Source organism: Lelliottia sp. 489, from assembly GCF_050435885.1.
In the GTDB taxonomy this organism is placed as follows: domain Bacteria; phylum Pseudomonadota; class Gammaproteobacteria; order Enterobacterales; family Enterobacteriaceae; genus Enterobacter; species Enterobacter nimipressuralis.
The window spans coordinates 1,377,313-1,403,760 of the sequence record NZ_JBNDLC010000001.1 but is presented as its reverse complement, the minus strand read 5'-3'; the positions used below and the strand labels follow the sequence as shown (position 1 = coordinate 1,403,760).

At 55.5% G+C, this 26,448-nt stretch carries 17 protein-coding genes; 8 read left to right on the top strand and 9 right to left on the bottom strand.

The window, feature by feature from the left end:
- Positions 1-6: 6 nt before the first annotated feature.
- Genes glpC through glpA form a run of 3 tightly spaced genes read right to left on the bottom strand, consistent with a single transcriptional unit; the run spans position 7 to position 4,071 of the window.
- A complete protein-coding gene (gene glpC, locus ABIE11_RS06845) occupies positions 7-1,197 on the bottom strand; it encodes an anaerobic glycerol-3-phosphate dehydrogenase subunit GlpC (protein ID WP_409255381.1) in 1,191 nt (396 codons plus the stop codon).
- Positions 1,194-2,453 carry a glycerol-3-phosphate dehydrogenase subunit GlpB gene (gene glpB / locus ABIE11_RS06840; protein WP_429184185.1) on the bottom strand — a complete coding sequence of 420 codons (1,260 nt, stop codon included), beginning with the start codon at positions 2,451-2,453 and terminating at the stop codon, positions 1,194-1,196. Before glpB ends, glpC begins: the two co-directional genes overlap by 4 nt.
- Positions 2,443-4,071, bottom strand: coding sequence for an anaerobic glycerol-3-phosphate dehydrogenase subunit A (gene glpA / locus ABIE11_RS06835; protein WP_312068759.1), 1,629 nt, complete (start codon positions 4,069-4,071; stop codon positions 2,443-2,445). The genes glpB and glpA overlap by 11 nt, the downstream gene beginning before the upstream one ends.
- A gap of 256 nt (positions 4,072-4,327) precedes the next feature.
- On the opposite strand from glpA, the gene glpT reads away from it, so the two are divergent.
- Entirely contained in the window at positions 4,328-5,680 is a 1,353-nt protein-coding gene (gene glpT, locus ABIE11_RS06830) for a glycerol-3-phosphate transporter (RefSeq protein ID WP_429184184.1), read from the top strand.
- A 40-nt stretch (positions 5,681-5,720) separates the two neighbouring features.
- Here glpT and yfaE read toward each other — a convergent pair whose 3' ends face one another.
- The 4 genes from yfaE to ubiG form a co-directional block, all read right to left on the bottom strand.
- Positions 5,721-5,975 (bottom strand): class I ribonucleotide reductase maintenance protein YfaE, encoded by a 255-nt coding sequence (gene yfaE / locus ABIE11_RS06825; RefSeq protein ID WP_015959801.1) that lies wholly within the window; start codon positions 5,973-5,975, stop codon positions 5,721-5,723.
- A complete protein-coding gene (gene nrdB / locus ABIE11_RS06820; RefSeq protein ID WP_100779473.1) occupies positions 5,975-7,105 on the bottom strand; it encodes a class Ia ribonucleoside-diphosphate reductase subunit beta in 1,131 nt (376 codons plus the stop codon). Before nrdB ends, yfaE begins: the two co-directional genes overlap by 1 nt.
- A gap of 118 nt (positions 7,106-7,223) precedes the next feature.
- A complete protein-coding gene (nrdA, locus tag ABIE11_RS06815; RefSeq protein ID WP_100779474.1) occupies positions 7,224-9,509 on the bottom strand; it encodes a class 1a ribonucleoside-diphosphate reductase subunit alpha in 2,286 nt (761 codons plus the stop codon).
- A gap of 357 nt (positions 9,510-9,866) precedes the next feature.
- Positions 9,867-10,595: a bifunctional 2-polyprenyl-6-hydroxyphenol methylase/3-demethylubiquinol 3-O-methyltransferase UbiG gene (gene ubiG / locus ABIE11_RS06810; protein ID WP_100779475.1), complete on the bottom strand. Its 729-nt coding sequence runs from the start codon at positions 10,593-10,595 to the stop codon at positions 9,867-9,869.
- Between the two features lie 146 nt (positions 10,596-10,741).
- Between ubiG and gyrA the strand changes: the two genes are divergently transcribed.
- Together gyrA and rcsC are read left to right on the top strand one after the other, a co-directional pair.
- Complete coding sequence (gene gyrA / locus ABIE11_RS06805) at positions 10,742-13,378, top strand: DNA topoisomerase (ATP-hydrolyzing) subunit A (protein ID WP_102104891.1); 2,637 nt, start codon at positions 10,742-10,744, stop codon at positions 13,376-13,378.
- 131 nt (positions 13,379-13,509) lie between these two features.
- On the top strand, positions 13,510-16,356 hold the full coding sequence (gene rcsC, locus ABIE11_RS06800; RefSeq protein ID WP_100779477.1) for a two-component system sensor histidine kinase RcsC: 2,847 nt from the start codon (positions 13,510-13,512) through the stop codon (positions 16,354-16,356).
- A gap of 49 nt (positions 16,357-16,405) precedes the next feature.
- Here the strand turns inward: rcsC and rcsB are convergent, their stop codons facing one another.
- Positions 16,406-17,056, bottom strand: a complete 651-nt coding sequence (gene rcsB, locus ABIE11_RS06795) for a response regulator transcription factor RcsB (RefSeq protein ID WP_015959795.1) — start codon at positions 17,054-17,056, stop codon at positions 16,406-16,408.
- A 16-nt stretch (positions 17,057-17,072) separates the two neighbouring features.
- Positions 17,073-19,745: a phosphotransferase RcsD gene (rcsD, locus tag ABIE11_RS06790; protein WP_102104889.1), complete on the bottom strand. Its 2,673-nt coding sequence runs from the start codon at positions 19,743-19,745 to the stop codon at positions 17,073-17,075.
- Positions 19,746-20,498: 753 nt separating this feature from the next.
- Between rcsD and ABIE11_RS06785 the strand changes: the two genes are divergently transcribed.
- The 5 genes from ABIE11_RS06785 (at position 20,499) to ABIE11_RS06765 (ending at position 26,295) form a co-directional block, all read left to right on the top strand.
- Positions 20,499-21,617, top strand: a complete 1,119-nt coding sequence (locus ABIE11_RS06785; protein WP_429184183.1) for a porin OmpC — start codon at positions 20,499-20,501, stop codon at positions 21,615-21,617.
- A gap of 116 nt (positions 21,618-21,733) precedes the next feature.
- Positions 21,734-22,789, top strand: coding sequence for an FAD:protein FMN transferase ApbE (apbE, locus tag ABIE11_RS06780; protein WP_129036037.1), 1,056 nt, complete (start codon positions 21,734-21,736; stop codon positions 22,787-22,789).
- Positions 22,790-22,861: 72 nt separating this feature from the next.
- Positions 22,862-23,926 (top strand): bifunctional DNA-binding transcriptional regulator/O6-methylguanine-DNA methyltransferase Ada, encoded by a 1,065-nt coding sequence (ada, locus tag ABIE11_RS06775; protein ID WP_429184182.1) that lies wholly within the window; start codon positions 22,862-22,864, stop codon positions 23,924-23,926.
- A complete protein-coding gene (gene alkB / locus ABIE11_RS06770; RefSeq protein ID WP_429184181.1) occupies positions 23,926-24,576 on the top strand; it encodes a DNA oxidative demethylase AlkB in 651 nt (216 codons plus the stop codon). Before ada ends, alkB begins: the two co-directional genes overlap by 1 nt.
- 75 nt (positions 24,577-24,651) lie before the next feature.
- Positions 24,652-26,295, top strand: coding sequence for a multidrug ABC transporter permease/ATP-binding protein (locus tag ABIE11_RS06765; protein ID WP_429184180.1), 1,644 nt, complete (start codon positions 24,652-24,654; stop codon positions 26,293-26,295).
- The last annotated feature ends 153 nt before the right edge of the window (positions 26,296-26,448 follow it).

Sequence of the window (26,448 nt, the reverse complement as noted above, 5' to 3'; positions counted from 1 at the left end):
GTCTGCTTAGCTGAGCGCTTTCGCCAGCAGGGAGATTGGATGTTCACAGCGCAGGCTCGTGGACATCTCGATCTGCCATTTGCAGGTTTCGCAGTCGGTCACCACCAGGTCCGCGCCGCTCTCTTCGATCTGGCGGAACAGCGGCGCACCAATGGCCTGCGACGTTGGGTAGTTTTCGCTTTTAAAGCCGTAGGTCCCTGCAATCCCACAGCAGCGAGAATCCAGCACCGTCAGTTCCAGCCCCGGAATCAGCCTGAGTAGCTCCAGCGTATAAATCGCCCAGCCCATTTTTTCCATATGACAGGGTGTGTGATACACCACTTTCAGCGGTAATTTCTTCAACGGCAGCGTCTGCCCGCTATCCAGTTTGCGCCAGATAAAACGGGTGGCCAGCTCGATGTGCTCGCGCAAACCGCTGTTATCGACGTCCAGCAGATGCGGATATTCATCCCGCAGCGTAAAGGTGCAGGTGGACGACGTGGCGAGGACCGGGATCCCTTTGTCGACAATCGCTTCGCGCAGGGAGGTCACGTTGTGCCGGGCCTGTTTACGCGCCCGGTCGGTAAAGCCGTTGGCAATCAGCGGCACGCCGCAGCACTTCTCTTTATTCAGCAACTGCACGCCGGTGCCCATTGCATTCAACACGCTGACCAGATCTTTGCCCAGCTGCGGGTGGTTATAGTTCACGTAACAGCCGTGGAAGAACGCGGCCTGGTCGGTGTACTGCGCCTGTCTCTCGGCAACGCTTTTATACCAGCGGCGGAAAGTCCCGTGGGAGTATTTGGGCAGAGTGCGGTGATGATCGATTTTGAGCGCCACGTCGAGGAGCTTTCGCACCGGTTTCAGCGAGGTCGCTGCATTAACAATCGGGGCGAACGGCGTGGAGACGCTGCCCATCAGATCCGTATGGCTTAAAATGGCATCACGAAGGGTCGGTTTTTGCGTGCTGTACTGCGCCCGCGCGCGCTGGATAATATCCCCGATTTTGACATCAGAGGGGCAGGCGACTTCACAGCGTTTGCAGTTGATGCAGTATTTCAGCGCGTCGTCGTACAGTGCGCCATCTTTCAGGCGCAGGCGCTCGCCGTCCGGCCCGGCCTGTTTCGGCCCCGGGTAGCGCGGATTCACGCTACTCACCGGGCAAACGGTGGTGCAGACGGTGCATTTGATGCAGCTTTCAAAACGGGTATCGTTCATGGTTGTTCTCCCGCTCGCTGGCAAATCTGTTCGGCAACGGCCAGCGCCGTGATGGCGCAGACACCGCCGCCGCAGCCCTGGGCTATCGGGTCAAAACCGCCCAGCACCGAGCCAATGGCGTAAAGATTGTCGATCGCCACGCCGGAAAGCTGCGGGCGCAGGTGATCATCGGTGATGACACCAAACTGCTGCCACGGCTGGGGTGTGAAGAAATCGCTCTGATACCAGTCGGCGCGGGAGGCGCTCTGGCGCACGTCCAGCCCCATCACCGCCTCGCGGACCCCTTCGCGGGTGCTGATTAATCCGTTACTGAAGAAACTGCCGCTCGCCAGCACCACAAAACGGGCACGCAGCGGAATATCCTCATGGTTTCGCGTCCAGACGGCGTGGGCGTTACCCGCTTCAAGCGACACTTTTTTGACTTCATCCCCCGCCATCCAGACGCCGCCCTGAGCGATAAACTGACGCTGAAGCTGATTATGCAGACGAATTCCTGGCACAGATGGTGGCAGCGTCGGCAGCAGCCAGAGCGGGCAGGGGAGGCGATCGCTGAGCCAGCGCCACAAACGATTATCCGTCAGGCCAAAACAGGCCGGTATGTACAGGGCATCGACGCCCTGCGCCAGAGGATGTAAGGCGTCAAAAATCATTGGCCAGTGAACGTCGTTGTCCAGCAGCCGGGCAATATTCACGGCGCGAAACTCGCTGGCGTTATCCCGCAGGACATCCAGCTCCGGTAACTCGATCTCCGCCGTGTCCGCGTGAATCCCCTGGTGTCGCAGCGACGCAGCGGCAAGATGGGCCTGAAAATCGAGAAATCCGCTGATGCCAATGACGCAGACGCGCTGGTTCTGGCTGGGGGCGACAGGCACCTCTTCCGGACTGAGCCAGGCGCTGCGCTGCGTGCCAAGCGGCGTGACGCGGGTGTGATTCTGCCCGGCATTGCCCTTTAAGCGCGCGCCGCTGGCGGCGAGGAGGCTTTCGGTTTCTCGCGCGAAGCGGGCAATATTTTCAACTCCCACCCGGCGGTAAGGGTGTTCAGGCGGCAGGGCCGCCGGGTTTTGCACCGCTGTGAGCGGATTCTGGACGGGCGAACCGTCGGCCATCGCGCCGAGCAGGTCCAGGGAGCCGGACGAAAAATGCAGCGCGCTTTGACCGCGACTGATAATGGCGCAGCGCTGGCCGCTTTGCGTCAGCTTCAGGCCGCACAGCAGCCCGGCGAGACCGCCACCAATAATCACCGTATCAAATTTCATCGTGCTGCTCCTTTTCCAGTCCGCACAGCCCCTGGTAGACCCAGCGGGTAAATTCGCTTTCGCGCAGCGCGTCGCCCCAGGCGACAGGCTGCACCCCTTTCCAGCGCTCATTGAGGAACTCGCTGAGTTGCGTCAGTGATTGCGCGGAGGTGGTGACATTGAAACGCTGTAACAGGCCCGCCGCGCGGCAGGCGCACAGCTCGCCCTGACAGGTACCCATCCCAACGCGGGTGCGGCGACGTAAATCGAGCAGGTTGTTAACCGCCAGATTTTCCACCGCATACTGCACTTCGCCCGCAGTGACGGCTTCGCATTCGCACACCAGGCTGCGGCTGAGGCGGCCCTGGCCCAGCCAGACGGGCGTGCGATCGCCGTGGCGGTAGATGGCCGATCCGCGCAGCGGCGCGGGCAGGGAGATGATTTTTTGCAGCGTTTTTTCGGTTGGCTCCTGCGAGCCTGGCAGCGGGCGCTCAGCAGTGGTGCAGGGCTGCGTATTCCCGAGCTTGCGGCATACGGCGTCGGTGGCCCACTGCGCCATCAGCCGGTAGGTCATCAGTTTGCCGCCGGTGATGGTAATGAAACCTTCCAGCCCGTCACGCGCGGCGTGATCGAGCAACACAATGCCACGGCTGACGTTGCGCCCGCTCGGATCGTCGTCGCTGGCGACCAGCGGGCGTACCCCGGCATAGGCGCGCAGAATGCGGGTTTGCGCCATGATCGGCGCCAGTTTTTCCCCTTCGCGCAGCAGGATATCCACCTCTTCGGCGGTCACCCGATTACAGTCGATATCGTTGTAATCAATGTGCGTGGAGGTGGTACCAATCAGGGAGATGGTATCGCCCGGCACCAGGATGTCGGCGTCGGACGGTTTGCGGCAGCGATTGATGACGTGATTATTGATACGGTGATCGAGGATCAGCAGCGAGCCTTTCGCCGGGAACATGCGAACGGACAACTCTGCATACTCCGCAATGTGCTGACCCCAGATCCCGGCAGCGTTGACCACCACCCCTGCGTACAGCTCGCTGTGTTCCCCGTACAGGCGATCATAGACACGCACGCCCCGCACGCTGTCGCCTTCACGGATAAGCCCTGTGACTTCATGCGCGGTCAGAATGGTCGCGCCGTGTTCGCGGGCATCGAGCATATTGGCCGCCGTCAGGCGGAAGGGGTCCACGGTGCCGTCGGGCACTTTCACTGCGCCCAGCAGGGCCGGGTTTACCGCCGGTTCTATGCGCCGGGCAAGCAGAGGATCTATCGCTTCGGCATTGATTCCCGCGTTAGTGCAGGCGGTAATAAAGGTTTTTTGAAACGCCAGATCGTCCTCTGGCAGCGTGATAAACAGGCCGTCCGTGGGTTCAATGCAGTGGCGGGCGATGCGTTTGAGGATCTGGTTTTCGGCGATGCACTCGCGCGCGGATTCGTTGTCGGTCACGGCGTAGCGCGCGCCGCTGTGCAATAAGCCGTGATTACGCCCGGTGGCGCCGGTGGCGATATCGTGACGTTCGAGCAGCGTAACGCTTAAGCCTCGCAGGGCGCAGTCCCGCGCCATCCCGGCGCCCGTTGCGCCGCCGCCAATGATAATCACATCGCTATAACGGGGATCGCGGATTGCCATTGTCTTCCCTCATGTTCGTTTTTTACCATTTAGCCACATCAAAAATGTGGTTTGTTTGATTTCGAACACAAACGAGCGCAATTCGAAAATGAAACGTGATTTCGTGCGCCTTTTTGCGCACTGTGTCATATTTCTGTAACAATTCGTGCGTTGATTCACAGTAACAATCGTCGTGATTATTTAACATCCCCAGCCTCTCTGGAGCTGGGGTGCAGTAAAAGCCCTGGCAATTTACAATATGGCCACGGAGGCTGTTATGCTCAGTATCTTCAAACCTGCTCCGCATCGGGCACGTCTGCCAGAGGCAGAAGTTGACCCGCTTTATCGCCGCCTGCGCTGGCAAATCTTCCTCGGAATTTTCTTCGGCTATGCCGCTTACTATCTGGTGCGCAAAAACTTCGCCCTGGCGATGCCATACCTGGTTGAACAGGGTTTTTCGCGCGGTGACTTAGGTTTCGCGTTGTCCGGCATTTCAATTGCCTACGGTTTTTCGAAATTCATCATGGGGTCGGTCTCGGACCGCTCGAATCCGCGCGTCTTCTTACCGGCGGGCCTGATTCTGGCTGCGGCGGTAATGCTGTTTATGGGCTTTGTGCCCTGGGCGACCTCCAGCATCGCAGTGATGTTCGTGCTGCTGTTTATCTGCGGCTGGTTCCAGGGAATGGGGTGGCCACCGTGCGGACGTACCATGGTCCACTGGTGGTCGCAGAAAGAGCGCGGCGGGATTGTGTCGGTGTGGAACTGCGCCCATAACGTCGGCGGCGGTATTCCGCCACTGCTGTTCCTGTTAGGGATGGCGTGGTTTAACGACTGGAAAGCGGCGCTGTACATGCCTGCATTTGGCGCGATTCTGGTGGCGATGATTGCTTTTGCGCTGATGCGCGATACCCCGCAATCCTGCGGCCTGCCGCCAATTGAAGAGTATAAAAACGACTATCCGGACGACTACAGCGAGCAGCACGAAGAGGAGCTGACGGCGAAGCAAATCTTCATGAAATACGTCCTGCCGAACAAACTGCTGTGGTACATCGCGGTGGCGAACGTGTTTGTCTATCTGCTGCGATACGGCATTCTTGACTGGTCGCCAACCTATCTGAAAGAGGTGAAGCACTTCGCGCTGGATAAGTCATCCTGGGCCTATTTCTTATATGAATACGCCGGGATCCCGGGCACGCTGATTTGCGGCTGGATGTCGGATAAAGTGTTCAAAGGCAACCGCGGTGCAACGGGCGTGTTCTTTATGTCGCTGGTGACCATCGCCACGATCGTTTACTGGCTCAATCCTCCGGGAAATCCGGGCGTGGATATGGCCTGTATGATCGTGATTGGCTTCTTGATTTATGGCCCGGTAATGCTGATCGGCCTGCATGCCCTTGAACTGGCGCCGAAGAAAGCAGCAGGGACCGCCGCAGGCTTTACCGGTCTGTTTGGTTATCTCGGCGGATCGGTCGCCGCCAGCGCTATCGTCGGTTACACGGTCGATTTCTTCGGCTGGGACGGTGGCTTTATGGTGATGATTGGCGGCAGCATAATGGCAGTATTGCTGCTGATTGTGGTGATGTTCGGTGAAAAACGTCATCACGCGGAGATGATGCAGAAACGCGGATAAAAAAATGCCCGCGAAAGCGGGCATTTAGTGCGTGCAGGCATTACATCTCGATTTCGATATCGCCTTTTGCCCGGCAACAGCAGGGCAAAATTTCCCCTTCATTGATGAACGCTAGCGGCTCGGTGAGCCAGTCGACCTGGCCTGCCACTAAACGGCAGCGGCAGGAGCCGCAGTAACCGGCGCGACACTGGTATTCGACTTCCACCTGATGCGACTCAAGCGCGACCAGCAGAGAAGGGTGCTCTTCGCGGCACAGAACTTCTGTGCCGGAAAGGCTTAGCGTGACGCGGCTCATCAGAGCTGGAAATCGCTCAGGTCGTCAGTATTGACTTCGGAATCAATCTGACCGACCAGATAAGAACTCACTTCCACTTCCTGCGGCGCAACCTGGACGTTGTCGGACACCAGCCAGGTGTTGATCCACGGAATCGGGTTAGAGCGCGTTTTAAACGGCAGCTCAAGGCCCACCGCCTGCATGCGGATGTTGGTGATGTACTCCACGTACTGACACAGAATGTCTTTGTTCAGACCGATCATGGAGCCGTCGCGGAACAGGTAATCTGCCCACTCTTTTTCTTGCTGAGCGGCCAGCACAAACAGGTCGTAGCACTCCTGTTTGCACTCTTCGGCAATCTCTGCCATTTCCGGATCGTCTACGCCGCTGCGCAGCAGATTCAGCATGTGCTGAGTGCCGGTCAGGTGCAGGGCTTCGTCGCGAGCGATCAGACGGATAATTTTCGCGTTACCTTCCATCAGCTTGCGCTCGGCGAAGGCGAATGAGCAGGCAAAGCTGACATAGAAGCGAATCGCTTCCAGCGCGTTGACGCTCATCAGGCACAGGTACAGCTGTTTTTTCAGGGCGCGCAGATTCACGGTCACGGTTTTACCGTTGACGTTGTGGGTGCCTTCGCCCAGCAGATGCCAGTAGCTGGTCATTTCGATCAGCTCGTCGTAGTAGTGGGCGATGCCCTCTGCACGTTTCTGGATCTGCTCGTTGGTAACGATATCGTCAAACACCACCGCCGGATCGTTCACGATGTTACGGATGATGTGGGTGTAAGAGCGCGAGTGGATCGTCTCGGAGAACGCCCAGGTTTCGACCCAGGTTTCCAGTTCAGGAATAGAGATCAGCGGCAGCAACGCCACGTTCGGGCTACGACCCTGAATGGAATCCAGCAGCGTCTGATACTTCAGGTTGCTGAGGAAAATGTGCTTTTCATGGTCAGGCAGTGCCTGAAAGTCGATACGATCGCGTGAAACATCCACTTCTTCCGGACGCCAGAAGAAGGAGAGTTGCTTTTCGATCAGCTTTTCGAAGATGTCATATTTTTGCTGATCGTAGCGTGCCACGTTGACCGATTGCCCGAAGAACATGGGCTCTTTGAGCTGGTCGTTTTTCGTCTGTGAAAAGGTGGTATATGCCATTGAAGTGAGTCCTGTAGGAGTGTAATGCCGGACAGCGCTTTGCGTATCCGGCCTACAACACCTCGAAATTATGTAGGCCGGATACGGCGTTTACGCCGCCATCCGGCAAAAGGCAAAACTAGATCTTACATGCGCCGCTTTCGCAGCCATCGTCCTGGATTGAAGGCGCCATATCATCCTGCGCATCTTCTGCACCGTCACGGGTGTTGTGATAGTACAGGGTTTTCACGCCAAATTTGTAGGCGGTCAGCAGATCTTTGAGCAACTGTTGCATCGGCACTTTTCCTGACGGGAAGCGCGTCGGATCGTAGTTGGTATTCGCAGAGATCGACTGGTCGATAAACTTCTGCATGATGCCCACCAGCTGCAGGTAACCGTCGTTATTCGGCATTTCCCACAGCAGCTCGTAGTTATTCCCCAGCGTTTCGTAATCCGGCACGACCTGACGCAGCACGCCATCTTTCGAGGCTTTGATGCTCACGTGACCGCGCGGCGGCTCAATGCCGTTGGTGGCGTTGGAGATCTGCGAGGAGGTCTCGGACGGCATCAGCGCAGAAAGGGTGGAGTTACGCAGACCGTGCGTTTTGATCGATTCACGCAGACCTTCCCAGTCGAGATGCAGCGGCTCGCTGACGATACCGTCCAGATCTTTCTTGTAGGTATCGATCGGCAGAATGCCTTTCGCGTAGGTGGTTTCATTGAACCACGGGCACGCGCCTTGCTCTTTCGCCAGCTCATTCGAGGCTTTCATCAGGTAATACTGAATGGCTTCGAAAGTTTCATGCGTCAGGTTATTGGCGCTGCCGTCGGAGTAACGCTTACCGTTTTTCGCCAGCCAGTAGGCAAAGTTGATCACGCCAATACCCAGCGTACGACGGCCCATGGCACCGCGTTTTGCCGCAGGGATTGGGTAGTCCTGATAATCCAGCAGGGCATCCAGCGCGCGAACCGCCAGCACAGCCAGCTCTTCCAGCTCAGACAGGCTCTTGATTGCGCCCAGGTTGAATGCAGACAGAGTACAGAGCGCGATTTCACCGTTTTCGTCGTTAACGTCGTACAGCGGTTTGGTCGGCAGGGCGATCTCCAGGCACAGGTTAGACTGGCGCACGGGTGCGATGGCCGGATCAAACGGGCTGTGGGTGTTGCAGTGGTCCACGTTCTGAATGTAGATACGGCCAGTTGAGGCACGTTCCTGCATCATCAGAGAGAACAGGTCCACCGCTTTGACGCGCTGTTTGCGGATGCTGTCGTCGTTTTCGTACTGGGTATACAGACGCTCGAACTCATCCTGATCGGCGAAGAACGCATCGTACAGGCCTGGGACGTCGGACGGGCTGAACAGAGTGATGTCCTGGCCTTTCAGCAGGCGGGTATACATCAGTTTGTTGATCTGAACGCCGTAGTCCATGTGACGAACGCGGTTGCCTTCAACGCCACGGTTGTTTTTCAGAACCAGCAGGCTTTCTACTTCCAGATGCCACATTGGGTAGAACAGCGTGGCTGCACCGCCGCGAACGCCGCCCTGAGAGCAGGATTTCACTGCGGTCTGGAAGTGTTTGTAGAACGGGATACAGCCGGTATGGAACGCTTCACCGCCGCGAATTGGGCTACCCAGGGCACGAATACGGCCCGCGTTGATACCGATACCGGCACGCTGGGAGACGTATTTCACAATGGCGCTGGAGGTGGCGTTAATGGAATCCAGGCTGTCGCCGCACTCGATCAGAACGCAAGAGCTGAACTGGCGAGTTGGGGTGCGCACGCCAGACATGATCGGCGTAGGCAGAGAAATTTTAAAGGTAGAAACCGCATCATAGAAACGCTTCACATAGCTCAGGCGGGTTTCACGCGGATAGCCGGAGAACAGGCATGCGGCGACCAGAATGTACAGGAACTGCGCGCTTTCGTAGATTTCACCCGTTACGCGGTTCTGCACCAGGTATTTGCCTTCGAGCTGTTTGACCGCGGCGTAGGAGAAGTTCATGTCACGCCAGTGATCGATAAACCCGTTCATCTGCTCGAACTCTTCTTCCGTATAGTCTTCCAGCAGATGCGTGTCGTATTTGCCCAGCTCAACCATTTTGACCACGTGATCATACAGCGCTGGCGGCTCAAACTGGCCGTAGGCTTTTTTACGCAGATGGAAAATGGCTAGACGTGCTGCGAGATACTGATAATCAGGCGCTTCGCGGGAGATGAGATCGGCCGCCGCCTTGATGATGGTCTCGTGGATGTCAGAGGTTTTGATGCCGTCGTAGAACTGAATGTGAGAACGCAGCTCAACCTGGGAGATAGATACGTTATTCAGTCCTTCTGCTGCCCAGTCGAGAACTCGATGGATTTTGTCGAGATTGATACGCTCAGTGGTACCGTCGCGCTTTGTCACCAGCAGACTCTGATTCATGTGGGTTTTTACCTGTCCGTGAATTACCGTGAAATAGAAATATCCCCCGCTTATCCACAGAATGGTCTTGTGACTAACTCTGTGGATAAATACTACATGTAGGGGTTTTGCGATTAAAAGAACGCTATATGGTGAGTATTCTAGTATCGAATCATTTCAGTACAAGGGTTGATTTTGAGGTTAAATTGAGGTTGTGAAAGGGTAAAAAAGCCTAAGTCCTCGTGCTGTAAGGCCTGGACGACATGTCAATAATTAAGAAAAAAAATTCAAAATTTGATCGAGTGCTGATTTCTTCAACGAGAGGTCAAAATTGCGCAACATGACGCCGCGCAATCTTTATAAGAATAGTTGATGACGTTAGTCGTTTTTTGCGGTTGTGTGCAACATATAGTTAACATCTACACCCGGCGCGAGTTTGAATTTGTCCGTTAGCGGATTGTAGTGCAGACCGGTGATGTGCTGCTCTTTAAGCCAGGTGCCGTCGACCCAGCCTAATAATTCAGCCGGTTTGATAAATTTCTTCACGTCATGGGTGCCTTTTGGCACCATGCGCAGGACATATTCTGCCCCTACGACCGCCATCAGCCACGCCTTGCCGTTACGGTTGATGGTCGAGAAGAAGACCTGTCCACCGGGTTTGACAAGCGCAGCGCAGGCCTTGACCACCGACTGCGGGTCAGGAACGTGCTCTAACATTTCCATGCAGGTGACCACGTCATACTGATGGGCGTGCTTCGCCGCGTGCTCTTCGACCGTCTCTTGAACGTAATCCACCTGAATACCGGTTTCTAACGCATGCAGGCGCGCGACCTGTAACGGCTCAAAGCCCATATCCAGCCCGGTGACCGTGGCCCCTTCGCGCGCCATGCTCTCTGCCAGAATGCCGCCGCCGCAGCCGACATCGAGCACGTTTTTACCGAACAGACCGCCGGAACGCTCCGCAATATAGCCCAGACGCAGCGGGTTAATGCGGTGCAGAGGTTTGAACTCACCTTCGAGATCCCACCAGCGGGATGCCACCGCTTCAAATTTGGCGATCTCTTCGTGGTCGACGTTGTGAGCTACCGGGGATTTTTCGGCATTCATGGGCGCTTTTACTCCTTATTTCGCAAGAGGATCGAGTATATCAGGCTCTCCCCGCGAATAAAGCATACAGGTTTACCTGTCTCATAGCGGTTGTGTTATAATTTGCGACCTTTGAATCCGGGACACAGTAGAGGGATAGCGGTTAGATGAGCGACCTTGCGAGAGAAATTACACCGGTTAACATCGAGGAAGAGCTTAAGAGCTCCTATCTGGACTATGCGATGTCGGTCATTGTTGGCCGTGCGCTGCCAGACGTCCGAGATGGCCTGAAGCCGGTACACCGTCGCGTACTTTACGCCATGAACGTATTGGGCAATGACTGGAATAAAGCCTACAAAAAATCTGCCCGTGTCGTTGGTGACGTAATCGGTAAATACCACCCTCATGGTGATACCGCCGTTTATGACACTATCGTGCGTATGGCGCAGCCATTCTCCTTGCGTTACATGCTGGTAGATGGCCAGGGTAACTTTGGTTCTGTCGATGGCGACTCCGCGGCGGCGATGCGTTATACGGAAATCCGTATGTCGAAAATCGCCCATGAGCTGATGGCCGACCTGGAAAAAGAGACGGTAGATTTCGTCGATAACTACGACGGCACCGAGCGCATCCCAGACGTGATGCCGACCAAGATCCCGAACCTGCTGGTGAACGGTTCTTCCGGTATCGCCGTCGGTATGGCCACCAACATTCCGCCGCACAACATCACGGAAGTGATCAACGGCTGCCTGGCCTTTATCGACGATGAAGAGATCAGCATTGAAGGGCTGATGGAACACATCCCTGGCCCGGACTTCCCGACTGCCGCCATTATCAATGGTCGTCGCGGTATCGAAGAAGCGTACCGTACCGGTCGTGGCAAAATTTATATTCGTGCCCGCGCGGAAGTGGAAGCTGACGCGAAGACGGGTCGCGAAACCATTATCGTCCACGAAATTCCGTATCAGGTGAACAAAGCGCGCCTGATCGAGAAAATTGCGGAACTGGTAAAAGATAAACGCGTTGAAGGTATCAGCGCGCTGCGTGACGAGTCTGATAAAGACGGTATGCGCATCGTGATTGAAATCAAACGCGACGCGGTGGGTGAAGTTGTTCTTAACAACCTTTACTCCCAGACGCAGCTCCAGGTTTCCTTCGGTATCAACATGGTGGCACTGCACCATGGTCAGCCGAAGATCATGAACCTGAAAGAGATTCTGAGCGCGTTCGTGCGTCACCGCCGTGAAGTGGTGACTCGCCGTACTATTTTCGAACTGCGTAAAGCACGCGATCGTGCCCACATCCTCGAAGCGCTGGCTGTTGCGCTGGCGAACATCGACCCGATCATCGAACTGATCCGTCGTGCGCCAACGCCTGCCGAAGCGAAAGCGGGCCTGGTTGCCCGTCCGTGGGAGCTGGGTAACGTCGCGGCCATGCTGGAACGCGCTGGTGATGATGCTGCGCGCCCTGAGTGGCTGGAGCCTGAGTTCGGCGTGCGTGACGGTCAATACTATCTGACCGAACAGCAGGCACAGGCGATTCTGGATCTGCGTCTGCAGAAACTGACTGGCCTTGAGCATGAAAAACTGCTCGACGAGTACAAAGAGCTGCTGGAGCAGATTGCTGAACTGCTGCACATCCTCGGTAGCGCAGATCGTCTGATGGAAGTGATTCGTGAAGAGCTGGAACTGGTCCGCGATCAGTTTGGTGATGAGCGTCGCACTGAGATCACCGCCAACAGCGCGGATATCAACATCGAAGATCTGATCAACCAGGAAGATGTGGTTGTGACCCTGTCTCACCAGGGCTACGTGAAGTATCAGCCGCTGACCGACTACGAAGCACAACGTCGTGGTGGTAAAGGCAAATCAGCTGCACGCATTAAAGAAGAAGACTTTATCGACCGCCTGCTGGTGGCCAACACCCACGATACGATCCTCTGCTTCTCCAGCCGTGGCCGTCTGTACTGGATGAAGGTCTATCAGCTGCCGGAAGCGAGCCGTGGGGCGCGTGGTCGTCCAATCGTCAACCTGCTGCCGCTGGAGCCGAACGAACGCATCACTGCGATTCTGCCGGTCCGCGAGTACGCAGAAGGCGTAAACGTCTTTATGGCGACCGCCAGCGGGACCGTGAAGAAAACCGCGCTGAAAGAGTTCAGCCGTCCGCGTTCTGCCGGCATCATTGCCGTCAACCTGAACGAAGGCGACGAACTGATCGGCGTGGATCTGACCTCCGGTACTGACGATGTCATGTTGTTCTCTGCCGCCGGTAAAGTGGTGCGCTTCAAAGAGAGCGCCGTGCGCGCGATGGGTCGTACCGCGACCGGTGTTCGTGGTATCCGACTGGCTGGCGAAGACAGCGTTGTTTCCCTGATTATTCCACGTGGCGAAGGGGCAATCCTGACCGTGACGCAGAATGGTTACGGTAAACGTACGGCGGAAGGGGAATACCCAACCAAGTCTCGCGGTACGCAGGGCGTTATCTCCATTAAAGTCACCGAACGTAACGGCTCCGTTGTCGGCGCGGTACAGGTTGATGACTGCGATCAGATCATGATGATCACCGACGCAGGCACCCTGGTACGTACCCGCGTGTCTGAGATTAGCGTTGTGGGTCGTAACACCCAGGGCGTGATCCTCATCCGTACTGCGGAAGACGAAAACGTGGTCGGCCTGCAGCGTGTTGCAGAGCCGGTGGATGACGAAGAGCTCGATTCCATCGACGGAAGTGTGGCAGAAGGCGATGACGAAATCGCGCCGGAAGCTGACACCGACGACGATGCGGCAGATGATGCCGAAGAGTAATGTCTCCTGACAGAAAAAAGGGCCGGATTCCGGCCCTTTCTTTTTTGCAGACAAGCGAACATTGCGGCAAGCGGCGTTTACCGCTACCTTAACCACATTCTTTTTGACCCTGATGGCGGAGCTTCGCCCCCTTGAAATACCTCGTCTCCTTTCGTACCACGCTTAAAGTCTCTCGCTATTTATTCCGGGCGCTGGCGTTATTGCTCTGGTTACTGGTCGCGCTGTTTTCGGTGTTTTACATCGTCAACACGCTGCACCAAAAGGAGTCCGAGATCCGTCAGGAGTTCAACCTAAGCTCCGATCAGGCCCAGCGCTATATCCAGCGCACGTCCGACGTGATGAAAGAGCTGAAGTACATTGCGGAGAACCGTCTGACGGCGGAAAACGGGATTATGGCGTCCCGTGGGCGCGACGATAAATCGGAAGTCCCGGACTTTGAGCCGTTGTTCCCGGATTCCGACTGCTCGGCGATGGGCAACTCCTGGCGAGGCTCCCTCGAATCACTGGCCTGGTTTATGCGCTACTGGCGCGATAATTTCTCTGCGGCCTACGATCTTAACCGCGTGTTCCTCATCGGCAGCGAAAACCTCTGCATGGCCGATTTCGGCCTGCGGGATATGCCCGTCGAGCGCGAGGATGCGCTAAAAAAACTGCACGAACGTATTCTCAAATACCATAACGCTCCTCAGGATGAGCGCGGCAACAATATTTTCTGGATTAGCCAGGGTCCGCGTCCAGGCGTGGGCTATTTCTATGGCCTGACGCCGGTCTATCTGGCTAACCGACTGCAGGCGCTGCTGGGCACCGAACAGACGATTCGCATGGAGAACTTCTTCACGCCGGGCAGCCTGCCGATGGGCGTGACCATTCTCGATGAAAATGGCCATAAGCTGATTTCACTCACCGGTCCTGAGGATCGTTTAAAAGTGGATCCGCGCTGGATGCAGGAGCGTTCCTGGTTTGGTTATACCTCGGGGTTCCGCGACCTGGTGCTGAAGAAAAGCCTGCCGCCGTCTTCACTGAGTATTGTCTACTCCGTGCCGGTCGATATGGTGCTGGAACGCATCCGGATGCTGATCCTCAACGCAATCCTGCTGAACGTGCTGGTAGGCATTGCGCTGTTTACCCTGGCGCGGATGTATGAGCGGAAGATTTTCATTCCGGCAGAGAGCGACGCCCAGCGGCTGGAAGAGCACGAGCAGTTTAACCGCAAAATCGTCGCTTCGGCGCCCGTCGGCATCTGTATTCTGCGCACCCAGGACGGAACGAATATCCTCAGTAATGAGCTGGCGCATAACTATCTGAACATGCTGACGCACGAAGACCGGCAGCGGCTGACGCAAATCATCTGCGGGCAGCAGGTCAATTTTGTCGATGTGCTCACCAGCAACCACACGAACCTGCAGATCAGTTTTGTTCATTCGCGCTATCGCAACGAAAACGTGGCGATTTGCGTGCTGGTGGATGTCTCCTCGCGCGTGAAAATGGAAGAGTCCTTGCAGGAGATGGCGCAGGCGGCGGAACAGGCCAGCCAGTCGAAATCTATGTTCCTGGCTACCGTCAGCCATGAGCTGCGCACGCCGCTGTACGGCATTATCGGTAACCTCGATCTGCTGCAAACCAAAGAGCTGCCGAAGGGCGTCGACCGTCTGGTGACGGCGATGAACAACTCGTCGAGCCTGCTGCTGAAAATTATCAGCGACATTCTCGACTTCTCCAAAATTGAGTCTGAGCAGCTGAAAATCGAGCCGAGCGAGTTTTCGCCGCGTGAGGTGATGAACCATATCAGCGCCAACTATATGCCGCTGGTGGTGCGCAAACAGCTGGGACTTTACTGCTTTATCGAGCCGGATGTGCCGGTGACATTGCAGGGCGACCCGATGCGCCTGCAGCAGGTAATTTCCAACCTGCTGAGCAATGCGATTAAGTTTACCGACATCGGCTGTATCGTCCTGCATGTTTCCCGCGCCGGGGATTATTTGAGTATTCGCGTTCGCGACACGGGGACTGGGATCCCGGCCAAAGAGGTGGTCAAACTGTTTGACCCGTTCTTCCAGGTGGGAACCGGCGTACAGCGTAACTTCCAGGGCACAGGCCTTGGGCTTGCGATTTGCGAGCAGCTGATCAGCATGATGGACGGCGATATCTCGGTGGATACCGAGCCGGGTATGGGCAGTCAGTTTACGATTCGTATTCCGCTCTATTCGGCGAAGTATCCGGTGAAAGCCCCAGCGGATGGCTTAAGCGGTAAAACAATCTGGCTGGCGGTGCATAACGCCTCGCTGTATACCTTCCTCGAGTCGATGCTGACCAACCGTGGCCTTCACGTGATGCGCTACGAGGGGCAACCCGCCGATGCCGACGACACGCTGATTACGGACGTGGAGCTGGACCCGTCCTGGAAAGGCAGAGCCGCGATTATCTTCTGTCGTCGTCATATTGGTATTCCGCAGGAGCGTGTGCCGGGAGAGTGGACGCACAGCGTCGCCACGCCGCATGAGCTGATGCATCTGCTGGCGCATATCTATCGCGTTGAAGTGGATGAGCGTGACGGCGTGAGAGCGCTGCCGTCGCCGGACTCTTCCGTCGCAATGAATGACGATATGATGATTCTGGTGGTCGACGATCATCCGATTAACCGGCGTCTGTTGGCCGATCAGCTCGGATCGCTGGGATATCAATGCCTGACGGCCAATGACGGCGTCGATGCGCTTAACGTGCTCAGCAAAAATCATATTGATATTGTGCTTAGCGACGTCAACATGCCGAACATGGATGGCTATCGCCTGACGCAGCGTATCCGCGAGCAGGGGCTGACTCTGCCGGTGATTGGCGTGACGGCGAATGCGCTGGCTGAAGAGAAGCAGCGCTGCCTGGAGTCGGGAATGGACAGTTGTCTGTCGAAACCGGTGACGCTGGATGTGATCAAGCAGACCCTGACGGTCTACGCGGATCGCGTGCGCAAAAACAGGGCGTAAAAAAACCCGGCTAGCGCGAGCGCTGCCGGGTTTTTTAAGCGAAGAGCAATCAGTCTTTGTCGACCGCGCTCAGCGTCACAGAAGAGAGATAGTTCAGCAGGGCGATGTCATTTTCAACACCCAGCTTCATCATCGCCGATTTCTTCTGGCTACTGATGGTTTTAATGCTGCGGTTCAGCTTCTTGGCAATCTCGGTGACCAGGAAACCTTCCGCGAACAGGCGCAACACTTCGCTCTCTTTCGGGGACAAACGCTTGTCACCGTAACCACCGGCGCTGATTTTCTCCAGCAGACGGGAGACGCTTTCCGGGGTAAATTTCTTGCCTTTCTGCAGGGCGGCAAGCGCTTTCGGCAGATCGGTTGGCGCGCCTTGTTTCAGTACGATCCCTTCAATATCGAGTTCCAGCACGGCGCTTAAGATCGCCGGGTTGTTGTTCATGGTCAGAACAATGATCGAAATGCTCGGGAAGTGGCGCTTGATGTATTTGATAAGCGTGATCCCATCTCCGTATTTATCTCCCGGCATGGAGAGATCGGTGATGAGGACATGGGCATCAAGTTTCGGGAGGTTATTGATAAGTGCTGTAGAGTCTTCAAATTCACCGACAACATTCACCCACTCGATCTGTTCAAGTGATTTGCGAATACCGAACAGTACAATCGGGTGGTCATCGGCAATAATTACGTTCATATTGTTCATGTATAAGGCTACCTTGCTACAGCAAGCTTTTGACGTAGGCGTCAATGTCGCTGATGTATTTTTCTGTGCCAGAAGCATCCTTCTCGCGAATAAGATGTTCCAGCGTTTCACATAACTGCTTGCCCGGAACCAGATTAAGCATGGCAAACACCCCTTTAAGCCGGTGTGCTGTCTGCGCCAGCGCCGCGAAATCCTTCGCAGCGGACTCAGTATACAACCGCTTAACATCATCTGGTACTGTATCTACAAAGAGGGAATAGTATCCGCTGGCATGGAGTTCGGCATTTTCATCGCCACCCAACGGGGACTCCAGGATCTCTTCTTGTGCCAGCTGTTCCTCTATTAGTTGTAGTACAGCTTCCTGCATCGCATTGCTCATATTAAAGTTGACGCGCATCTGGCCGGGGCCGATTTTGCGCACGCCAGACTCATCATCGCTTAAAAGCAAGCCCGAGGCAGTAAGATTAGACGGATTATCAGTTAAAAACAGATCATATTCTTGACTTGTAAGCCTGTCGTCCGGGGTGATGCAGGACGCGCCCCAGTTTTCCAGCTGACGAACCACAATGTTGCGGATCTCGTTCGAGGTCACATCCACCATGATCACCACATCATCCAGCAGACGCTCTTCGTCCTCTTCCTCTGGGGTCGCGGCCATTTTGACGTGCAGGGAATAGCGCGTACCAAGGGACTCGCGGGCTTTGATATTCAGGTGCCCGCCCAGTTTACGCGCCAGCTGATCGCACAGCCAGAAGGTGAGGGGATTGGCTTTGCCGTAGTTGTCGCTCTGAGTATCGTTGAGGAACGGGAAGTGCAGGTTATCGACTTCGCTCAGCGTCACGCCTTCGCCCGTATCCAGGATACGGATCGTCAGGCGGTCTTGAGCGGATTCGTCTGCGCTGACTTCCAGCGTAATTTTGCCAATTTGAGTGGTGGTGACGGAGTACTGAATCAGCATCAGCACGATGCGGCGCAGGGCATCGCGGTCGCCGTGACGTTTATCGTTGGCGGGCAGATGGTTGTTAATCAGCAGCTGCAGCCCTTTACGCTTAATCACCGGCAGGACTTCAGGTACCACTTCGTTGATTAGATCCTGAATCGAGAACAGGGTAGGGTTCCCTCTCCAGGAGTCGTTTTCCAGCATATTAGCCAGCTGAATTTCATCCACCATCCGCACGAGCGTATCCGCCTGAGTGGCAAGCTGATGGCTTTCTGGCGTGCTGATGTTTGCGGCCTGGCTCGCCAGCGCTTTCAGCGGACGCTTAAACGCATCGCTGATGTTTTGCATAAAGACCGCGCGGCCCTGCTGGTTCTTCTCATACAGCCGCTGGGCCTGCTTGAGTTTCTTGTTGACCAGCACTTCACGGTCCTGATCGCGGATGATGAAGATTTGGGTGCGGGAAGCAACCTGGCTGCGGAACTGACGAATCTCATACAGTTCATTATTAATGGTGGCCTGAATGACGCCCTGGTGCTGATCGGCCATCGCCGTGATGTTCTGCAAATTCAGGTGCGGCAGCAGATGATCGGCAATCTTGTTGCTCATAATGGTGCGATTGGCTTCCTGGTCATGCACCAGCAGCCCGAGCGGGAGGATGGAGACAATCTCCTCATTCAGCGCCCGCAGGACGCGCAGTTCGTTGCCTGAGCCGGATGACGACACGCTTTCGCTTTGACGGCCAGGCTGGAAGCGGAAGGTGCTGTAGCCAAACAGCGCCAGCGCCAGCAGGCCGATATTCAGCAGCAGCGGCAGGAGAATATTTTGCAGGGTATCCAGCAGTAAGGTACCAAACGGCACCTGCCACACCAGGCGCATCCCGGTGGAGTTCAGCGCAGAGGCGATCTCAATCTTCGAGCCATTGAACGTAATGGTGGCGCTCTCCGGGCCCTCTTTCTTATCGGCTGATGCGCGCAGGTTTTGTGCGGAGCTGTCTGGCTCCAGACGGAAACTGTCCAGCGGCATGTCAGGCGGGATCAGATCGTTAATCGGCAAATCAAAGGCCACGACGGTCGCCAGATGGCCCGGCTGGTTAAAGGTGGTGCGCAGGGTAAAGTAATGCCCGTTCTGCCACGCCAGGCGGCGCAGCGAGGAGAAACTTTCGCGCTCATCCAGGGCGTTGGCCTGCTGGAGCATTTCGGCGCGACGGGAATCGACGATCGAGCCGATGGTGGACTCTTTAAACCCGGATGAGAGATCTTTCAGCGGCAGCGTGGAGATCAGGATCATGCTGTTATCCTGACCGTTGAGATAATACATCGACCACGGTACTGTTTCTGCGCCCCACAGCGTGTCGAGATAGGTCGACATCCGCTGGGTCATCTCAAGCGTGGCGCTATCGTGCGAACCAAAAATCAGGGCTTCGGTTTTACGGCGCGTTTTTTCGAGGTAATACACGTCCTGTTTAAGACGCGTCTCCTGCAGATTCTCACCCGACGAAGTTCCCGGTGCGGCGGCAATGTTGTCATAAATCTGCCAGGTGGCGTAACGCCAGGTATCAATACGCTTATGCACCGCGTGGGTGATATCAACAATCTGGTAGCTCCTGTCCTTCAGCCAGGTATTGACCGCGCTCTGCACCATCACTCCCATCGTCACCAGCAGCACAATGATTAAGAGAAGGAAGAAGCGGGTGATGCTCCCCGGAAGGAGGGAGAACTTACCTGTTGCTGTGGTTTCAGACTGACTCATTGATATGTTTAACCCGATATGGCCGCACGTAAGGGGGAGTGGGCAGTATAAAGGGTAATACCTGAATTTCCAGCATCGTAGCCAGAGCAGACGGGACTTTTTCGACTTTAAATAGCGCAGGGCGAGGCAGATTTAAAAGTGTACAAACGCGATCGGATTGTACAAATAATTGGCAATGAATGTGAAAAATAGCACTAATTAACAAGAAATTAAAATTTTTTAAAGCGACGGGAAAGGAAATTTAGGGACATAATCGAATTAATTAATAGTTGTTATAATTTCAGTGCGGTAGCACAGATAAATTCAGTTTACGTAAAGAAGCGTAAAAAAAAACCGAATGCAGTGCACTCGGCTGAATTAGGGATAAACAGACATTCAAAACTGAATGACGGTAATAAATAAAGTTAATGATGATAGCGGGAGTTATTTTAGTGATCCCGACGGTTTTTGTTTTGACAATCAGTGCGGTAATGATTACTTTGGCCATCTCTCTGATATATATAAGCTATTTTCAATTTTTGATTTAATGTGCTTTATTTTTTAGCTCTTAGTGCTATCAAAAAGTTCCCCTTTATTTACAAATTGAAACATGTTTGTAGATGAATGAAACATCTTCAAAGTTTTCGTATCATATTCTTATTGGATTATTCTGTAATTTTGCGGAGAATGAAGTTGCCGACTGGTTAAGAGGGTTAATCAGTAAGCAGTGGTAATAATAAGGCATATAAAGGCATATAACAGAGGGTTAATAAAATGAAAGTTAAAGTCCTGTCCCTCCTGGTACCAGCTCTGCTGGTAGCAGGCGCAGCAAATGCGGCTGAAATTTATAACAAAGACGGCAACAAATTAGATCTGTTCGGTAAAGTCGACGGTCTGCACTATTTCTCCGATGACAAAGGCGCTGATGGCGATCAGACCTACATGCGTATCGGCTTCAAAGGCGAAACACAGGTTAACGATCAGCTGACCGGTTACGGCCAGTGGGAATACCAGATTCAGGGTAACACCGACGAGAGCGACAACCAGTCCTGGACTCGTGTGGCCTTCGCGGGTCTGAAATTCGCTGACGCAGGTTCTTTCGACTACGGTCGTAACTACGGCGTTATCTACGATGTCACCTCCTGGACTGACGTACTGCCAGAATTCGGCGGCGACACCTACGGTGCTGACAACTTCCTGCAGTCTCGTGCTAACGGCGTTGCAACCTACCGTAACCAGGACTTCTTCGGTCTGGTTGATGGCCTGAACTTTGCTCTGCAGTATCAGGGTAAAAACGGCAGCGTTGACGGCGAAAACGACACCGGTCGTAGCACCCTGAAACAGAATGGCGACGGCTACGGCGCATCCCTGACCTACAACCTGGGCGAAGGCTTCAGCGTGGGTGGTGCGATGTCTTCCTCTAAACGTACTGCTGATCAGAATAAAGCAGGCGTGTACGGCGAAGGCGATCACGCAGAAGTGTACAGCGGTGGCCTGAAATATGATGCCAACAACATTTACCTGGCAGCACAGTACTCCCAGACTTACAACGCAACCCGTTTCGGCGACTCCCAGAGCAGCAGCGACATCTACGGTTTTGCTAACAAAGCACAGAACTTCGAAGTGGTTGCTCAGTACCAGTTCGACTTCGGTCTGCGTCCATCCGTGGCTTACCTGCAGTCTAAAGGTAAGGACGTAAGCAACAACACCACCAACTTCGGCGATCAGGATCTGCTGAAATATGTTGATGTTGGCGCGACTTACTACTTCAACAAAAACATGTCCACCTACGTGGATTACAAAATCAACCTGCTGGATGAAAACAACTTCACCCGTCAGGCTGGTATCGGTACTGATGATATCGTCGCTCTGGGTCTGGTTTACCAGTTCTAAGACACGCTCAGTAACACAAAGGGGCCTTATGGCCCCTTTTTCTATTCTCTTTTTAGGGCCTTACCTGCGACCGGGTTTGATATACTCTTGCCGCCCAGGCATGAGGATGATAACGAATGGACATGACTTTTTGGCGCGCTGGCATTCTGGCGAGCTTTTTCTTACTGGCGGCATGCGACTCTTCCACCCCTTCGGTGAAACCCGCTGCGCCTGCAGCCACGGTGCTGGAAGGGAAAACCATGGGAACCTTCTGGCGCGTCAGCATCATGAATGTTGACGCCAGACGCGCGGACGAACTGCGCGGTAAAATTCAGTCTCAGCTCGACGCTGACGATCAGCTGCTCTCGACCTATAAAAATGACTCTGCGCTGATGCGCTTCAATCTGTCCAATAGCACCTCCCTGTGGCCCGTAAGCGAGGCGATGGCCGACATCGTCACCGAGGCGCTGCATATTGGCTATAAAACCAACGGGGCGATGGATATTACCGTCGGGCCGCTGGTGAATTTATGGGGCTTTGGCCCGACGAAACAGCCGGAGAAAATCCCCGATCAGGCGCAAATCGACGATGCCCGCGCCCGCACCGGCTTGCAACATCTGACGGTGATCAACCAATACGGTCAGCAATATCTGCAAAAAGACATTCCCGATCTGTTTGTAGATCTTTCAACGGTCGGGGAGGGCTACGCGGCGGATCATCTGGCCGCGCTGATGACCCAGGAAGGGATCTCACGCTATCTGGTCTCCGTCGGTGGCGCGCTGGTCAGCCGTGGACTGAATGCCAGCGAAAAGCCCTGGCGCGTGGCGATCCAAAAACCGACCGACACCCAGAACGCAGTCCAGGCGGTGGTGGATATTAACGGCCACGGCATCAGTACCTCCGGAAGCTATCGGAATTATTACGAGCTGGACGGGAAACGCCTCTCTCACGTCATCGATCCGCAGACCGGTCGCCCGATCGAACATAACCTGGTCTCCGTTACCGTCATCGCTCCCACTGCGCTGGAAGCTGATACCTGGGATACGGGGCTGATGGTGTTGGGGCCAGAGAAGGCGAAAGAGGTGGTGCGCCAGGAAGGGCTGGCGGTGTATATGATCACCCGAGAGGGCGAGACGTTTAAAACCTGGATGTCGCCGCAGTTCCAGAGCTTCTTAATTAGCGAACAAAATTAAAAAGCAAGGTTGCGGGTTTTTGTTCAGTGGCACTCCGGCATTGTGTGAGTATGCTTGTAAGAGGAGCCGATGATGAAAAACCTGATCCTGAATACCGATGAGGAACGCTGGCTGGCAGTGCTGGCCCGCGATTCCAGTGCCGATAACCAGTTTGTCTTTGCCGTCCAGACAACCGGCATCTTTTGCCGCCCTTCCTGCCGGGCGCGCCACGCGCTGCGCAAGAATGTCCGTTTCTTCCCCGATGCCTGTCATGCTGAACAGGCCGGGTTTCGCCCCTGTAAACGCTGCGCGCCGGACAAAGCCGATCCTCAGGCCGCAAAAATGGCCAAAATCGAAAAAGCCTGCCGCCTGCTGGAAGAGGACTCCGCGCTGACCCTGACTGCGCTGGCAGAAGCGGTGGCGATGAGTCCGTTCCATTTTCACAGGCTGTTTAAATCCCACACCGGGATGACGCCGAAATCCTGGCAGCAGGCGGCGCGCGCGCGACGTTTACGGGCCGCACTGACGCAGGGCGATACCATTACCGATTCCGTACTGGCCGCGGGTTTCCCCGACAGCAGCAGCTACTACCGAAAAGCAGACGACGTGTTGGGCATGACCGCAAAACAGTATCGCAATGGCGGGAGTGATGTGACCGTGCGCTACGCCATTAGCGACTGCGAGCTGGGCCGTTGCCTGGTGGCGGAAAGTGAGCGCGGGATCTGTGCGATTTTACTGGGCGATAATGACGATGCCATGGCAGAAGAAATTCATTCGCTTTTCCCGCACGCACAGCAGGAAACGCCCGAGGGGAACTTTGCGGGCAGGCTGCATCAGGTGATTACGAGTCTGGATAACAGCGGCACGGCGCTGGCGCTGCCGCTGGATATTCGCGGTACCGCGTTTCAGCAGCAGGTCTGGCAGGCACTGCGCGCGATCCCCTGCGGTGAAACAGCGAGCTATCAGCAGGTCGCGAGTGCCATCGGCAAACCTAACGCGGTGCGGGCGGTGGCAAGCGCCTGTGCGGCCAACAAACTGGCGATCGTTATCCCTTGTCACCGCGTCGTGCGAAACGACGGCGCCTTGTCCGGCTATCGCTGGGGAACGGCGCGCAAAGCGCAGTTGCTGCAGCGTGAAGCGAAAAATCAGGAGGAGTAATGCTGGATCTGTTTGCGGATAGCGATCCCTGGCAAGAGCCGCTGGCGCCCGGTGCCACCATTTTGCGCCGCTTCGCCGTAGCGCGCGCCGATGCGCTGTTTCAGGCAATTGCTGAGGTCGCTGCGCTATCGCCGTTCCGCCATATGGTCACGCCGGGCGGATACACCATGTCCGTGGCGATGACGAACTGCGGATCGCTTGGTTGGACGACAAACGATCGCGGGTATCTCTATTCACCTATCGATCCTGTGACGGGCCAGCCCTGGCCGTTAATTCCCGCAGCGTTCAGCACGCTCTGTCATGACGCGGCAGTCGCGGCGGGATATCCGCACTTTCAGCCCGACGCCTGCCTGGTCAACCGCTACGCGCCGGGATCAAAGCTGTCGCTACATCAGGACAAAGACGAGCCGGATCTGCGTGCGCCGATTGTGTCTGTTTCGCTGGGCCTGCCTGCGGTCTTCCAGTTTGGCGGCCTGAAGCGCAGCGATCCGCTTAAGCGGCTGATGCTTGAGCACGGTGACGTGGTGGTGTGGGGCGGGGAATCACGGCTTTTTTATCACGGGATTCAACCCCTTAAACCTGGCATTCATCCACTGGCAGGGGAGTACCGCTACAATCTGACCTTCCGCCAGGCATCGGATAGCGAATAAAAATAAGAATTATTCTTGATGTAACCGTCGGGCAGTTTACACTGCTGGCTGTTTTTCTTGTCCGGATTGCTTTGCATGCAACTACTTCTCCTTGTCTGGCGTCAGTACCGCTGGCCGTTTGTCGCGGTTATGGCGCTCAGCCTTGCCAGCGCCGCGCTGGGCATTGGGCTTATCGCCTTTATTAACGTCCGTCTGATTGAAATGGTCGATACGAAACTGTCGGTATTGCCGGAGTTTCTCGGCCTGCTGCTGCTGCTGATGGCGGTCACGCTGGCCTCGCAGCTGGCGCTGACGGCCCTGGGGCACCATTTCGTCTATCGCCTGCGCGGCGAATTTATCAAACGTATTCTCGATACACAGGTTGAACGCATCGAGCAACTGGGCAGTGCGTCACTGTTGGCGGGGCTGACCAGCGATGTGCGGGCGATTACGATTGCTTTCGTGCGCTTGCCGGAGCTGGTGCAGGGTATCATTCTGACCTTTGGCTCAGCCGCCTATCTGGCGTGGCTATCGACCAAAATGCTGGCGGTGACCGCGATTTGGATTGTGGTCACCATCTGGGGCGGTTACCTGCTGGTGGCACGCGTGTATAAGCACATGGCGGTGCTGCGTGAAACGGAAGATAAGCTCTATGACGACTACCAGACGGTGTTGGAAGGGCGCAAAGAGCTGACCCTCAACCGCGAGCGCGCCGAACACATCTTTAACAACCTCTATATTCCCGATGCACGCGAATATCGCCATCACATCATTCGCGCCGATACCTTCCACCTGAGTGCCGTGAACTGGTCGAATATCATGATGCTGGGCGCGATCGGTCTGGTGTTCTGGATGGCAAACAGCCTCGGCTGGGCCGACACTAACGTGGCGGCGACCTATTCCCTGACGCTGCTGTTCCTGCGTACGCCGCTGCTCTCCGCCGTGGGTGCGCTGCCGACGCTTCTCAGTGCACAGGTGGCCTTCAGAAAACTGAATCAGTTTGCGCTGGCGCCGTTCCGCCCTGAATTTCCTCGCCCGGAAGCCTTCCCGGACTGGAAAACGCTGGAGCTGCGCAACGTCACTTTCCATTATCAGGATAACAACTTTGCCGTCGGCCCGGTCAATCTGACCATCCATCGCGGCGAGCTGCTGTTCCTGATTGGCGGCAACGGGAGCGGAAAATCCACGCTGGCGATGTTGCTGACCGGGCTGTATCAGCCGCAGTCGGGTGAGATCCTGCTGGACGGAAAAGCGCTGTCCGTTGAGAAACCGGAAGATTATCGCAAGCTCTTCTCCGCAGTCTTTACGGATGTCTGGCTGTTCGATCAGCTGTTAGGACCGGAAGGCAAACAGGCAAATCCTGAGCTGGTCGCGAAGTGGCTCGAACAGCTGAAAATGTCGCACAAGCTGCAGCTTCAGGACGGCAAAATCCTTAATCTCAAGCTGTCGAAAGGGCAGAAAAAACGCGTGGCGCTGCTGCTGGCGTTAGCGGAAGAGCGCGACATCATTCTGCTGGATGAATGGGCGGCCGACCAGGACCCTCATTTCCGCCGCGAGTTTTATCAGGTGCTGCTGCCGCTGATGCAGGCGATGGGCAAAACGATTTTCGCCATCAGCCACGACGATCACTACTTCGTTCACGCCGACCGCTTGCTGGAGATGCGTGACGGACAGCTCAGCGAGCTGACCGGCGAGGAGCGCGATGCCGCCTCGCGAGATGCCGTGGCGCGTACCGCGTAAAAGGTAAACATGCCGGGGGGCGGCCACGCCTTACCCGGCTTGTTTTACGACAAAACCTGCTATCCGCTCCTTTTTTATCCATTCCGCCCATTTGTTTATTATCATTTACATTCCCCCACGCTATGCTTGATATCACCTTATTTCATGGATTTA